Raw genomic sequence first — 14655 nt, forward strand, 5'->3', positions numbered from 1 at the left:
CGCAGCCCGACGAATTCTGTCATCTGAATCGCGTGGGCAAGCAGCCGGGCGCGAAGGAGGGGAAACAGAACAATGCCCAGCGGATATCTTATCCAGCTTGGAAATGGATCGCTGGATCATGGCGATACCATTACCTCTACCTATTCCAGTTTCACAACTGACAGCAGCCTGGGCGCAGGCAGCTGGAGCTGGACCGGCTGGGTCGGCGGCAGCTACTATTCCAACGAAGTTGAAACTGGCGCCTATTATCTGGCGGCTGACGGCAATGTCTACTTCGTGCCCGATCTTGGGTCTGTCGACACCCTGGACTCGGCGACTGCAGCCAGCCCCCCGTCCTATACGCAAAGCGACGGCAACATCGAAGGCACCGCAGCCGGGGAACTGATCGACAACAGTTATACCGATGCGGACGGCGACCAGATCGACAACGGCAACGGAGGCGGCAGTTCAGGCAATCAGGACACGGTAGAAGCCGGAGCGGGCAACGACACTGTGAGAGCCGGCGCTGCCGACGACCTGCTGCTGGGCGGCGCAGGCGATGACACCATGGATGGCGCCGCAGGCGATGACACGATCTATGGCGACAGCAGCACCGAAGCCGGGCTTGGCAGCTTTCAGCAGTCCATCACCAACGCCAACGTCACCGACACCAGCAGCGGGTTCAAAGTTACGGCCAAGGATGTGTCCGGAACCATCAGCGCCGCTAACATCGTGTACTATGACGGTGCTTTCGGCGTCGCCGGTGCCATCTCTGACACTGACAGCGGGGTCACGGCCCAAATCGGCTACGACAAGGCTTCGGGTGTCTCCGAAGAACTGATCATTGAGTTTGATCAGGCCACCACAGATGCCAGTTTCACGTTCAAGCATCTGTTCACCAGTCAGCACGCTGAAGAAGGCCATTGGGCCGTCTACAATGACGGTGTTCTGGTGGCACAGGGCGACTTCACAGAAGATACAGCGGGAACGGGTGCCGGCACGGTCAACATCAACGGGTATGGCGACTTTGATAAGCTGGTTCTGTCAGCAAACATACAAACAGACCTGACTGACGGTTCGGACTACACTGTCTCAAACATCACCTTCAACATCCCGCCCGAAGACCCCTCTGCCGGGGATGACACCATCAGTGGCGGCCTGGGCGACGACGTCATTTATGGGCAGGACGGAGATGACCACCTGAGCGGCGGAGAAGACAGCGACAGTATTTCAGGCGGCTCAGGCAGCGATACTCTGTTCGGTGGTTCAGGCGGTGATGCGGATACGCTTGATGGCGGCGACGGCGATGACGATCTTGTCTTCGGCTCTGGCGATCTGGCACAGGGCGGAACCGGTGACGACCGTTTCTTCGCTTATGATTCAGAAGGCACCGGCGGCACCGCCACAGTTGTCGGCGGTGAGGGCGACGAAGATCTGACTGATGCCACAAATGGCGGCTCCGGCGACAATCTGCGGCTCGACTGGGATGGAACAGGGGCAAACGTCACCGACAACTATACCGTCTCGATGACTGGTGACGAGGCTGGTACGGTCACCGGTTCGGATACCGACCTGAATTTTTCGGAAATTGAGATCATCACAACAGGTGACGGCGCTGATACGATCGATCTCGCATCAGACAGTTCCGGAATGGATGTATATTCCAATGCTGGTGCAGACTCTGTGACCGGCGGTTCGGGCGCAGATTACGTCGATGCCGGTACGGGTGATGACACCGTAACAGGCGGTGCGGGAGCCGACACAATTGAGGGCGGCGGCGGCGATGACTATCTTGAAGGCGGCAGCGGCGGTGACAGTCTCACAGGCGGCGCGGGCGACGACAGCTTAATCTTTGGTGAGGGCGACACCGCGTCCGGCGGGGACGGCGACGACTACTTTAAGGTTGTAGACACAGGCGACAGTGGCAGCAGCAACATCACCATTACCGGCGGCGACACAGGCCAAACAACCGGAGACACGCTGGATTTAAACGGTCAGGTGGTGCAGGGCTCTGTCAATATCACCGATAACACCGGCGGAAGTCTAACCGGCACGGCACAGTTGCTGGATGGCAGCATAGTCAGCTTCTCCGGCATTGAAGCCATCATCTGCTTTGTTGCAGGCACCGGTATTGCCACTCATGCGGGCCTGCGCGCAATCGAAACCCTGAGGCCCGGCGATCTGGTGTTGACCCGCGACAATGGCATGCAGCCGGTGCGCTGGATCAGCCAGTCAACGGTGCCAGCAACCGGCAATCTGGCCCCGATCCGCGTCAAGGCCGGCCATTTGGGGGCAGAGCGCGACCTGCTGGTCTCGCCTCAGCACCGGATGCTGTTCAGCGGCTCTCAGGCCAGCCTCTTGTTCGGTGAGAGCGAGGTACTGGTTTCTGCCGTCCATATGCTCAACGATCGGTCCATCCGGCGTGAACCTGGCGGCACGGTGACATATGTACATGTGCTGTTTGACCAGCATGAAATCATCTATGCGGAAGGTGCAGCCTCCGAGAGCTTCCACCCCGGTGTGCAGGCCGTCTCTGCGTTGGAGGAACCCGTGCGCGAGGAACTGTTCCGCATCATGCCGGACCTGCGCTGGCACAGCGGTGAAGGCGGACGAACTGCCCGCCTTTGCGCCTCGCGCCATGAGGCCGCACTGCTGCAGCCGCCCCCTGTGCCGGATCAGTAAAGCCCGCCTGAGCTGACGGTCCCAAAGGTCGCCTTGGGCCCCAGCACCGCGGTGCCGCCGCTGGATGTGATGACCTGGCGCCCGGATTGCTGCACTTCCTCGATCAGAGGCAGATTCGATCCTATTGCAAAGCCACCGTCATAGGTCAGCCCGAAAATCGGCTCAGCCCCGTCGCGGAAATATTCTGCCACCACATAGGCGCCTGAGGCATTGTTAGGCAGCCGCGCGCCGGTGTAGCGGTCAATCTTGATGAAATGTCCGCCTTCCGGCACGTCAAAGGGGCCGCCGCCGAATTTCTCAGTCGCCTTCTTCATGAACTGCTGAAACACCGGGCCGCACATGGTGCCGCCATAGGCACCGCGGCCCATCGGACGGGGCTGGTCAAAGCCCATATAGCAGCCGGCCACGATGTTCGAGGTAAACCCGACAAACCAGACATCGCGGGAATCATTGGTGGTGCCGGTCTTGCCCGCTGTGGGCACCGGCAGGTTGATCACACTGGACGCGGTACCGCGGTCCACCACACCCTTCATCATTGAGGTCAGCTGATAGGCAGTGATCGGGTCCATCACCTGCTCCCGGTCGGTGACGATACGCGGCGCCTGCCCCGCAACAAGGTTCGGCTCTGTGCAGTCCACACAGTCACGGTCATCATGACGATAGATCGTCTTGCCAAAGCGGTCCTGCACACGGTCCACCAGTGTTGGCTGCACCCGCTCACCACCGTTAGCGAACATCGCATAAGACGCCACCATCTTATATAGCGTGGTTTCCTCCGCCCCCAGAGAATTGGCCAGAAAAGCCCCCATATTGTCATAAACACCAAAGCGTTCGGCATAGCCCGCCACAACCGGCATCCCAACCTCCTGCGCCAGGCGGATCGTCATCAGGTTCCGGCTCATCTCGATACCGGTGCGTAAGGGGGTCGGACCGTAGAATTTGTTGGAGGAGTTCTTGGGCCGCCACAGCCCTTGCGGGGTGTTGATCTCGATCGGAGCGTCGACCACGATTGTTGCAGGGCTGTAGCCGCTGTCCAGCGCCGCCGCATAGACAAAGGGTTTAAAGCTGGAGCCCGGCTGACGCATCGCCTGGGTGGCACGGTTGAACACCGAATGCTGATAGGAGAAGCCGCCCTGCATTGCCAGCACACGGCCAGAGTTCACGTCCATCGCGACAAAGCCGCCCTGCACTTCCGGCACCTGCCGCAGCGACCAATGGCTAAAGGCATCGTCCTTGGTCTGTGCCCGGACCAGCACCACATCGCCACGGGTGAAATTGTCGGTAAAACTGCCTTTCATCCACTTGATGTCAGACCGCGGCACCGATCCCGTGCCTTCGCTCTGTTCAACGCCAATGGTTAGGGATTTATCGCCAACCTCCAGCACCACCGCCGGATACCAGCGACCGCCCAGAATGATGTCGCGGGAAACCTCGGCGTTTGCCAGCGCTTCACGCCAGACGGCTTCGTCCTTCAGCTGATCTTCCTCCAGCGTGACGCCAGTCCCGTGCCAGATCCCGCGGGAGCGGTCGTATTTCTCCAAGCCCGCGCGCATTGCCAGCGCCGCCTCAGCCTGCATTTCATGGTCAATGGTTGCCCGCACGGTAAAGCCGCCGGTAAAAAACTCGCCCTCGCCAAAATCCTCGGTCAGCTGGCGGCGGATTTCATCGGTAAAATAGTCGCGCGGCGGCAACGTGGTGCGGAAGCCCTCGAAATCGCCGTTCTGCACGGATCGCAGCGGCTGCGCCACCTCGACCTCAAAGACATCCCTGGAGATAAAGCCATTTTCACGCATTTCCCGCAGGACGTAATTGCGCCGTGCCAGCAGCCGATCTTTCTGGCGCACCGGGTGATAGTCTGACGGTGCCTTGGGCATAGAAGCCAGTGTTGCCGCCTCATGCGGTTCCAATTCACCCAGCGTCTTGTTGAAATAGGTCTGCGCCGCCGCTGTCACACCATAGGAGTTCTGGCCCAGGAAAATCTCATTCAGATACAGTTCCAGAATCCGTTCCTTGTCGAGCGTCTCCTCCAGCCGGGTGGCAAGGATGATCTCCTTGATCTTGCGCTCGGCGCGGCGGTCGCCGGACAACAGGAAGTTCTTCATCACCTGCTGGGTAATGGTAGAGGCGCCGCGCACGTTCTGCCCGCGTGAGCGCACCGCCTCGACCGCCGCCGCAGCAATACCACGGGCGTCGTAGCCGCCGTGGCTATAGAAATTCTTGTCTTCTGCCGAAATGAACGCCTGTTTCACCAGGTCCGGGATCTCTGACGACGGCGTGAACAGGCGGCGTTCCTTTGCGAACTCATCAATCAGATGCCCTTCGCCTGAATAGATCCGGCTGATCGTGGGCGGCTGATACTGGGCCAGCGATTCATGGCTTGGCAGGTCGCGCCCGTAGATCCAGAACACCGCGCCGATGGTCAGCGCAACCATCGCCACGCCAAGGGTGATGGTGCTGAAAATGGAGCCGAAGAAAGAAAATATGAACCTGAGCACGGAGTTTGGCCTTTCACGCGGGGTGCCGCCTATATAGGGGCGGCAGCCCCCGGGGTCAAAACTGGAAACAGCGAAAATATGCCGGGAGCGGCGGGAGAATTCTAGCACATTTCCCCGCGGCCTGGCACGTCTTACGCAGCGGGAGCACCATGGGCATAGTCGCAAAACTGGCATTGCTGAAGAGTGAGACCGGGGCCGTCATACTCCAGAACTGTCAGCGCGGGTGCTTCAGCGGCAGGCTGGAAGCTGTTCCAGTCCCATTCCGGGATCGCCGGAGGCGCCTGATACAGCACGGATTTTGCTGTGGTAAAGGGAATACCGAACGCCGTGCCAGAGCATGGGCGGTGCACATGGCCTGCCAGCAGGTGAAGGATATTGGAATGGTCTGCCAACAGAGCTAGCAATTCACTGCCGTTCTGCAAGTTGTCCGGATCCAGCATCGGCAACCCCAAGGGCATAGGCGGGTGATGCATCGCCACGATTGCCGGCCGCCGCTCCAATGCGTCCAGTTTCGCCTTCAGCCAGTTCAGCCGGTCCGGGCACAGGAAACCCGCATCGCGGCCCGGAATCAATGTGTCCAGGCAGAGCACTGCAAGATCCTCAAAATCCGATTGATACTGCACAAAGCCGGGCATTGCATCATCCGGCAAGGGCAGCACGTCACGCAAGACGTCCCGGTCATCATGGTTGCCTGGCATCGGCAGCACCGGCATCGGCAGACCGTTAAGAAACCCTTTCAGTGCCTTGTAATTGCGAACAGTTCCAGTTTCCACAAGATCACCAGTGATCAGGCAGGCCACGGCATCGCTATGGTGCGCAACAACATAGTCGACCGCTGCTTGCAGCCGCAGCCGTGGATCATGGCCCAGCACCAACCCCGCCGCCTCGAAATGCAGATCGGATAGCCAGATCAGTTTCATTGCAGCCCCCTATTGTCGCACCAGCGCACGGCGGGCATCATCCTTGATGCGCCAGGCAATCAGACCGTTCAGAATGCCGCGCGCCGCCTTGGCCCGCCATTCGGGGTCAATCAGGTTCTCAAGATCGCGCTTGCTGGACAGAAACCCGATCTCCACCAGCACTGACGGAATATCTGCCGACTTCAGCACCGAGAATCCAGCGGACCTCAGCGGTCGATTGTTGACCGGCCCGCCCTGTTTGCGCAGGGCTTCTATCAAAGCCGCCGCCAGCGCATCAGTTCGCGGCTGGGTTTCCTGCCTGGCCAGATCCAGCATCACGCCGGTCACCCGGTCATCCGCTTCGCTCAGGTCGGTGCCCGACAGCAGGTCACCGCGCAGATGCCGCTCCGCCAGTTTCTCAGAGGCGACATCCGAGGCCTCCTTGGAGAGCGTGTAAACGGTCGAGCCATGCGCCCGGCCCTCGGAAATCGTATCTGCATGGAGCGAGATAAACACATCTGCCCCAGCCTGATGCGCCAGCGCGATACGGCGTTCCAGCGAGACGAAATAGTCATCGTCGCGGGTCATCTGAACGGTGAACTGGCCAGATCGGATCAGTACCTCGCCCAGCTCCCGCGCAAACTGCAGCATCAGGTGTTTCTCGACCACATGGCCGCTGTGGTGGTCCCGTTCGGCGCCCGGATCAATGCCGCCATGGCCGGGGTCCAGCATCACCAGCAAGGGTGCGTTCTCGTCCCGCTCCCCGCGGCCCTGCACGGCTTCCGGTGCAGGCAAGTCCCAGCGCGGATCCTTGGGAGCGCCGGCTTGGGCAGCAAACTCTTTCGCCGAAACCGGTTTCAGCAACACATACAGCCGCGTCGCCGCAGTAAATTGATCAATGCGCATTGCTGCAGTGTCCACCGCCATTGGTTTTCGCAACTCCAACACCAGCCGCGACCAGCCGGGGACATAGGTGCCAAATTGCACATTGGTGAACTGCCCGCCTTCCAAAAACGCGTCACGTTTCAGTCCGGTCCAATCGACCTCCTGAAAATCAAGAACCAGCCGGGGCGGATTGTCCAATGTGAACAGCCGGTACGGCACTCCCTGGCTGAGGCTCAGCGTGACCCCGGCCCCTGAGCGACTGTCCGCAGCACCGCTGGTCTCCGGGTAAACACGGGCCAGGCCGCTGAACCCCTGCGCCCAGGCGCCCGCAGCCAGCATCCAGATCAGTACGGTAAGTTTGAACAGTCTGCCCATGCCACGCCTCTTGGTCTTTTGGCGGGCAGACTATGCAATTCCGGCCTGATTGAAAATGCGCCTTCTGCGCTTAGCCACGTTCCGCCATAAAACGCGCAAGCCGCGCCAGGCCTTCCTCGATGTCCGCAGTGGAGCGCGCATAGGAAAACCGCAATGTCGTGGCGCCGCGCACTGGATCAAAGTCCAGGCCCGGTGTCACTGCAACCCCTGCTTTCTCAAGGATTTCCGCCGCAAAACTGCGGCTGTCATTGGTCAAATCCGAAACGTCGGCATAGACATAAAACGCCCCGTCCGGCGGTGCGATCCTGGAAAACCCGGCTTTGGGCAGACCATCCAGCATCAACTGGCGGTTCTTTGCGTAGACCGCCAAATTCCCGCGCAACTCCTCCTCGCAATCCATCGCGGCCAGTGCTGCCACCTGGCTGGCATGCGGCGCACAGATGAACATGTTCTGGGCGATGCGTTCGACCACCCGCACATGATCCTCGGGCACAACCATCCAGCCAACCCGCCAGCCGGTCATAGAGAAATACTTGGAGAAGGAATTGATCACGTAACACTCGTCGGTCAGCTCCAGCGCGGTGACCGCCTTCGCCTCATACTCAAGCCCGTGATAGATCTCGTCCGAAATAAAGCTGGCGCCCTCGCCCCGGGCGGCGTCAATCAGTGCGCCCATCGCTGCGTGGTCCAACATGGTGCCGGTCGGGTTGGCGGGCGAGGCCACCATCAGACCGGCCAGATCCTGCCCCTGCAGATCCGCCGCAACGGGCTGCAGCCGGTTCTCCGGCGCTGTCTGAATATCCACCGGCGTCAGCCCCAGCGCCTTCAGGATCTGCCGGTAGGACGGGTAGCCCGGCGCGCCGATCCCAACCCGGTCGCCGCTGTCGAAAAGGGCTGTGAAGCTCAGCAGGAAAGCGCCGGACGAGCCGGGCGTCACAATCACCCGCTCTGGGTTCAGATCGACATTGTACCACTCGCCGTACATCTGCGCGATGCGCTTGCGCAAGCCTGGCAGACCCAGGGCCACCGTATACCCCAACGCATTGTCTTCCAGCGACGACGCCAGCGCCTTCAGCGCGCCCGAAGGCGCTCCGGTCGAGGGTTGCCCGACCTCCATATGGATGACATGGCGTCCGGCTTCTTCGGCCCTTCGGGCGGCCTCCATCACATCCATCACAATGAAGGGATCGACCTCTGACCGGGTTGAGTTTCGCATGCTGATCTCCCATGGTGCGCGCATGAGTTTTGACCGTTTCTTCCGGCTGGCGTCAATCCCGGCTCTTCTGCTTTGCGCGCTGGTTCAGTTTTCATCGACAGCGCAGGCGGCATCTATCTCGCTGCTGCGCGATCCGGATGTTGAACATGGGCTGAACCGGCTGGCCGCCCCGGTGCTGCGCGCCGCCGGGCTGAACGCGAAACGGGTGCGCATTCTGCTGGTCAACGATTCATCCTTCAACGCCTTCGTTCTGGATTCCCGAACGATTTTCGTGAATTACGGACTGATCCTAAAGGTCACGTCCCCAGAGATGCTGCAAGCAGTGCTGGCCCATGAGGCCGCTCATATCACCAATGGCCACCTGTCGCGGCGCATGCAGAACCTGCGGTCCGCCAGCAGTGCTGCCGGGCTTGGCTTGGCGCTGGCAGCCCTGGCGGCTGCAGCCGGCGGCGGGGATGCGGCGGCGGGCATTGCCATCGGCACCCAAAGCTCGGCCTTCCGCAGCTTCCTGGCGCATACCCGGGCCGAAGAAAGCAGCGCCGACCGCTCTGCGGCCGAATATCTGAACCGTGCCGGCATCAGCCCCCAGGGGCTGGTGGATCTGCATCGCGCCTTTGCCGGCCAGGAAGTGCTGAGCGCAGGCAGCCAGGACCCCTATACCCGTTCGCATCCATTGAGCCGCGACCGGATCCGCGCTGCCCAGGCCTATCTGGCAGCACATGGCGACAAGGGCCAGGCCAGCCCCGAGGCCGATTATTGGTTCGCCCGGGTACGTGGCAAGCTGTCGGGATTTACCCGGGCTCCGAAATGGACCCTGCGCCGGGTCCGCGAGGAACAGTACAAAGACGTCCGATTAATGCGCGAAGCCGCGGCCTATCACCGGCAGCAAAACCTGAAGAAGGCGCTGCAGGCGGTAAACGGCGCGCTGGCGGTTCGCCCTTCCGATCCCTTCTATCATGAACTGAAGGGGCAGATCCTGTTCGAGAACCGCCAGTGGAGCGCAGCCCTGGGTGCCTATGGCAAGGCCGTCAGCCTCGCGCCCAAAAATCCGCTGATCCTGACCGGCTATGGCCGTGTGCAACTGGCGGCGGGCCAGCCCAAAGTTGCGCTCAAATCCATGGAACGCGCCCGCGCCATCGACTTTCGCAACACGGTGCTGCTGCGGGACATGTCGCTGGCCTATGCCAAAACCGGCCAGCGCGGCATGGCCTCGCTGGTCACTGCTGAACGTTACGCCCTGCAAGGGCGCCTGAATGACGCCGGCATTCACGCCAAACGGGCTGTTGCCCTGCTGCCGGCAGGGTCCCCAGCCGCCCGACGGGCGCAGGATGTGCTGGTGGCCTATGAACAAGCTCAGAAGAGAAAGAGACGTAAATGACCCTTTTGATCCGCTCCGCCACTGCCGCGGCAACCGCCCTCGCCCTCCTGGGCGCCCCGGCACAGGCTTTTGATATCGGTGCAATGTCGGATGCCGAGCGCGAGGCGTTTGGCCAGGAAGTGCGCGAATATATTCTGGCCAACCCGGAGTTGATTCTGGAAGCTGTTGACCTTTTGGAGCAGCGCCAACAGCAGGCCGAGGTCGCCCGCGACGATGTGCTGGTGGAAGAGAACCTGGCGGAGCTGCAGAACGACGGCTATTCCTGGGTCGGTGGCAACCCGGACGGGGACATCACCTTGGTGGAGTTCATGGACTACCGCTGCGGCTATTGCCGGCGCGCGGCACCTGAAGTCGCAAAGCTTTTGGAAAGCGACGGCAATATCCGCCTGGTGATCAAGGAGTTTCCGATCCTGGGCGATGCTTCAGTCCTGTCGGCGCGGTTTGCGGTCGCAACCAAGCTGGTTGCCGGCGATGACGCCTATAAGGATGTGCATGACGCCATGATCGAGTTCGGCGGTGAGCCAAACGAGGTAGCCCTGCGTCGGCTGGCCGATGGGCTGTCGCTGGATGCTGAGGCGATTTTTGCCAGGATGGACAGCGAAGACGTGACAGCCGAGCTGCGCCAAACCCGTGCGCTGGCGCAGAAAATGGCGATTTCCGGCACCCCGACCTTTGTCTTGGGCAATGAGCTGCTGCGCGGCTATCTGCCGGCTGATCAGATGGAGCAGATTGTGGCGGAGATCCGCGAACAGCAAAGCTGAGCTGCAAGCTTCTCCGGCAGAACCGGGGCTCTGCCCCGGACCCCGGAGTATTTTCAGAAAGATGAAAGGGCGGGAGGCTTACTCTGCCGCGTCCTGGGCAGCCTCGATCTGGGCGGCCTTTTTTTCGACCTCTTCGACAATGTGGTCGACCATCTGCTCGTTCGACATCTTGTGGCTGGCCTTGCCGGCCAGGTAAACCATGCCGGAGCCCGCCCCGCCGCCGGTGAAGCCCACGTCAGTCATCAGCGCCTCGCCGGGACCATTCACAACGCAGCCGATGATGCTGAGGCTCATCGGAGTTTTCACATGTTCCAGCCGCTGTTCCAGCGTCTCCACTGTTCTGATCACATCGAAGCCCTGCCGCGCGCAGCTGGGACAGGAGATGATGTTGACGCCGCGGTGGCGCAGGCCGAGGGACTTGAGGATTTCAAAACCCACCTTCACCTCCTCTACCGGGTCAGCAGACAGGCTGACGCGCAGGGTGTCGCCGATGCCCATCCACAGCAGCTGGCCGAGGCCGATTGCCGATTTGATGGTACCGGAAACAAAGCCGCCCGCCTCGGTTATGCCCAGGTGGATCGGCGCGTCGGTCGCCTCTGCCAGCTGCTGGTAGGCGGCAGCGGACATGAAGACATCCGAGGCTTTCACCGAAATCTTGAATTCGTGGAAATCATGATCCTGCAGGATACGGATATGGTCGAGGCCGGACTCGACCATCGCTTCCGGGCAGGGCTCGCCGTATTTGTCCAGCAGATGTTTCTCCAGCGACCCCGCATTTACCCCGATGCGGATTGAGCAATTGTGATTTCTTGCGGCATTGATCACCTCGGCCACGCGTTTTTCATCGCCGATATTGCCCGGATTGATGCGCAGGCAGGCCGCACCTGCCTCAGCAGCCTCGATGCCGCGTTTGTAGTGGAAATGGATGTCGGCAACGATTGGCACCGGGCTTTCGCGCACGATTTCCTTCAGTGCTTTGGAAGACGCCTCATCCGGCACCGAGACCCGCACCAGATCGGCGCCTGCCTCTGCCGCGGCCTGAACCTGCGCCACTGTCGCAGCCACGTCTGTGGTCAGCGTGTTGGTCATGGTCTGCACCGCAATCGGGGCGTCACCGCCAACGGGCACATTGCCCACATGGATCTGGCGGCTTTTGCGGCGCTCGATATGGCGCCAGGGGCGGATATGGTTCAAAGACATTGCGGCTGGTGTCCCGGCTGGATCCTGTTGCCGTCTAGATACGTGCAGACGCCCGGCGCTGCAATGGCGGCACCGGGCGTCCTATGCAAATTCCTGCGCCAGCGTTACTCCTGCGGCGATTGCTCCGTCTGAAGTTCCGCCACAAGTGTTGCCAACGCCTGATTTCTGCCGTCCTGCAGATCAGCCAGTTCAAAGCGGCCGGTGATTGCATCCGTAGACAGTTCAACATTCTTGGTAACCTGGCCACGTGCGCCCACCGGACCGAAATGCGCGCCATTGACGGCAAAATAAATGGCGCTGCTTTCACCGGTGCGCAATTTCGGCGCATCTTCGGTCACCGGCACCTGGAACCGCTGGCCCGCATCCATGATGGTTTCCAGAATCACGCTGCCATCAGCTGCGGTGACCTGCACCCAGGAGGGGCGCACCGCAACCATTTCAACACCTGGCGAGGCCTCGGCCAGGACCTGAGGCACCTGCAGCCCTTCCGCCTGCAGCCGCTCTGCGCCGCCAAGAGGCAGGCTGGCTTCGGCCAGGCTGACCGTGGAGACATCCGGCGCCGCAAAATTGCCCAGCATCGTTGGATCCAGAGTGGAGATCGGCGCATCCCGTGCCACCAGCACCGGCACATCCAGCGCCTGCGGACGGTAAAGACGATCCAGCGCCTCAGCGGCCGGGTCCTGAGAGCCTTCCGCAATTTCCAGAACCGCGCTGTTGAGCGGGTCGAGATCGGCCAGCACCGCGGGCGTCTGATCAACCGGCGCAAACTGCACTTGCTGCACTTCTTTCAGAACCGCCCAGCCGCCATAGGTGATGCCACCAATCAAGCCGACCAGAACCATCAGCGAACCGACGGCCCGCAATTCGATCTGGCTGAAAACACTGCTGGGCGACGGAACAAATGGCGTGTTCGGCGATGAGAAAGCATCGCTGCCCAACCCTTTGGACACAGGCGCCGACGCTTTGTCGGATTTGCTGCGGCTGGACGCCTCCGACGACATGCCATGAGCGACGGAAAATCCGCTTTCGCTGCAGAAATCCTGAAACGCCTGCTCGGCATCCATATTCAGATAGCGGGCGTAGGACCGCACGTAGCCTGCAATAAAACCGGGTGTATCAAAGGCGGAAGGGTCGGAGTTTTCGATGGCAGCGATATAGGAAGCCTTAATGCGCAACTCGCGCTGGACGTCGAGCAGTGACTTGCCCATCGTCGCCCGCTCACCACGCATAACGTCGCCAAGCCTCAGCTCGAAATCGTCAAAACCCTTCGGCTCTGCGTTTTCGTCATGCTCTTTTTGCTTGCGCTGAGTGAAGCGCCCGATCATGCCTGCCGTCCCATAAATGCCTGCCGCCATCGTTTCTGAACGGTGAAAGAATCACATGTGCGACTCAGATCCGCCGATTGATTAGCGAAAGCGTAACATACTCAGTCTTAATTTGCACTGTTCAGTATGTTATCCGGCGAGTTCGGCACGATTCAGCGCACAATGCGACCACAATGCGTCCATTGCACCGACAAGCGCGTCGATTTCCTTGGGTCCGTGCACCGGTGACGGGGTAAAGCGCAGCCGCTCAGTTCCGCGCGGCACTGTCGGGAAATTGATCGGCTGCACGTAAATGCCGTAGTCCTCCAGCAGGTGGTCGGACAGCACCTTGGTGTGCACCGGGTTGCCAACGATCACCGGGACAATATGGCTGCCGTGATCAATGATCGGCAGGCCCAGCCCTTTCAGGCGCAGTTTCAGCACCCTGGCCTGGTCCTGATGCTTGTCCCGCAGCTCCTGCGCAGATTTCAGATAGGCAACCGAGGCCGCCGCCCCTGCCGCAACCGTTGGCGCCAGCGAGGTGGTAAAGATGAAGCCCGGCGCATAGGAACGGATCGCATCACACATCTTGGCCGAGGCCGCGATATAGCCCCCCATCACGCCATATGCCTTGGCCAGCGTGCCGTTGATGATGTCGATGCGATGGGCCAGCCGGTCTCGTTCCGTGACACCGCCGCCACGAGGGCCGTACATGCCGACCGCATGCACCTCGTCGATATAGGTCAGCGCGCCAAATTCATCAGCCAGATCGCACAGTTCCTCAATCGGGCCGAAATCACCGTCCATCGAATAGACAGATTCAAAGGCGAGCAGCTTGGGGGCTTTCGGATCATCAGCCTCCAGAAGCTCACGCAGATGGGCCACGTCGTTGTGGCGGAAGATACGCTTGGCTCCGCCATTGCGGCGCACGCCTTCGATCATCGAGGCATGGTTCAGCGCATCCGAATAGATGATCAGCCCGGGGAACAGTTTCGGCAGCGTGCTCAGCGTTGCATCATTGGCGATATAGGCCGAGGTGAACAGCAGCGAGGCTTCCTTGCCGTGCAGGTCAGCCAGCTCAGCTTCCAGCAGCTTGTGATAGACCGTGGTGCCGGAGATGTTGCGGGTGCCGCCGGAGCCTGCGCCGGTTGCATCGATGGCATCATGCATCGCATCCAGCACAACCGGGTTCTGGCCCATGCCAAGGTAGTCATTGCCGCACCAGACGGTGATATCCTGCTGGCTGCCGTCCGGACGGGTCCAGACCGCATGCGGGAACTGGCCCTTCTTGCGCTCGATGTCGATGAAAGTCCGGTAACGGCCTTCCTCGTGCAGGCTGGCAATCGCAGCGTCCAGTTTCGCGGTATAATCCACCGGCATCTCCATAGCTAATTGTGCTCCTGCGGAACACGCGGGCTGTGTAAAGGGCACGGGTCTTCTGACGATTAGGCCACAATCACTTCTGGATTGGTTACCCTAGG

General features: G+C 60.8%; 10 protein-coding genes. 3 read left to right on the forward strand and 7 right to left on the reverse strand.

From position 1 onward, the window contains the following. Positions 1 to 72 precede the first annotated feature (72 nt). Positions 73 to 2661: a Hint domain-containing protein gene (locus ACP151_RS00105; RefSeq protein WP_424976793.1), complete on the forward strand. Its 2589-nt coding sequence runs from the start codon at positions 73 to 75 to the stop codon at positions 2659 to 2661. Here the strand turns inward: ACP151_RS00105 and ACP151_RS00110 are convergent. The 4 genes from ACP151_RS00110 to ACP151_RS00125 all read right to left on the reverse strand — a co-directional run bounded on the left by ACP151_RS00110 (position 2655) and on the right by ACP151_RS00125 (position 8531). Next, complete coding sequence (locus tag ACP151_RS00110; RefSeq protein ID WP_424976794.1) at positions 2655 to 5156, reverse strand: penicillin-binding protein 1A; 2502 nt, start codon at positions 5154 to 5156, stop codon at positions 2655 to 2657. The genes ACP151_RS00105 and ACP151_RS00110 overlap by 7 nt on opposite strands. Positions 5157 to 5287: 131 nt before the next feature. Next, entirely contained in the window at positions 5288 to 6076 is a 789-nt protein-coding gene (locus tag ACP151_RS00115) for a phosphodiesterase (RefSeq protein ID WP_424976795.1), read from the reverse strand. A gap of 9 nt (positions 6077 to 6085) precedes the next feature. Beyond that, complete coding sequence (locus ACP151_RS00120) at positions 6086 to 7315, reverse strand: N-acetylmuramoyl-L-alanine amidase (protein WP_424976796.1); 1230 nt, start codon at positions 7313 to 7315, stop codon at positions 6086 to 6088. A gap of 70 nt (positions 7316 to 7385) precedes the next feature. Beyond that, a complete protein-coding gene (locus tag ACP151_RS00125) occupies positions 7386 to 8531 on the reverse strand; it encodes a pyridoxal phosphate-dependent aminotransferase (protein WP_424976797.1) in 1146 nt (381 codons plus the stop codon). On the opposite strand from ACP151_RS00125, the gene ACP151_RS00130 reads away from it, so the two are divergent. Together ACP151_RS00130 and ACP151_RS00135 are read left to right on the forward strand one after the other, a co-directional pair. Further along, on the forward strand, positions 8530 to 9909 hold the full coding sequence (locus tag ACP151_RS00130) for a M48 family metalloprotease (protein WP_424977058.1): 1380 nt from the start codon (positions 8530 to 8532) through the stop codon (positions 9907 to 9909). The two genes, ACP151_RS00125 and ACP151_RS00130, sit on opposite strands and share 2 nt — an antisense overlap. Further along, complete coding sequence (locus ACP151_RS00135; RefSeq protein ID WP_424976798.1) at positions 9906 to 10670, forward strand: DsbA family protein; 765 nt, start codon at positions 9906 to 9908, stop codon at positions 10668 to 10670. Before ACP151_RS00130 ends, ACP151_RS00135 begins: the two co-directional genes overlap by 4 nt. A 78-nt stretch (positions 10671 to 10748) precedes the next feature. Here ACP151_RS00135 and ispG read toward each other — a convergent pair whose 3' ends face one another. The 3 genes from ispG to hemA all read right to left on the reverse strand — a co-directional run bounded on the left by ispG (position 10749) and on the right by hemA (position 14548). Beyond that, positions 10749 to 11870 (reverse strand): flavodoxin-dependent (E)-4-hydroxy-3-methylbut-2-enyl-diphosphate synthase, encoded by a 1122-nt coding sequence (gene ispG, locus ACP151_RS00140; protein ID WP_424976799.1) that lies wholly within the window; start codon positions 11868 to 11870, stop codon positions 10749 to 10751. Positions 11871 to 11974: 104 nt separating this feature from the next. Further along, positions 11975 to 13195: a helix-turn-helix domain-containing protein gene (locus tag ACP151_RS00145; protein ID WP_424977059.1), complete on the reverse strand. Its 1221-nt coding sequence runs from the start codon at positions 13193 to 13195 to the stop codon at positions 11975 to 11977. 129 nt (positions 13196 to 13324) lie between these two features. Then, a complete protein-coding gene (gene hemA, locus ACP151_RS00150) occupies positions 13325 to 14548 on the reverse strand; it encodes a 5-aminolevulinate synthase (RefSeq protein ID WP_424977060.1) in 1224 nt (407 codons plus the stop codon). Positions 14549 to 14655 lie beyond the last annotated feature (107 nt).

It is taken from the genome of Leisingera sp. S232 (assembly GCF_049800895.1).
Taxonomy (GTDB): Bacteria; Pseudomonadota; Alphaproteobacteria; order Rhodobacterales; family Rhodobacteraceae; genus Leisingera.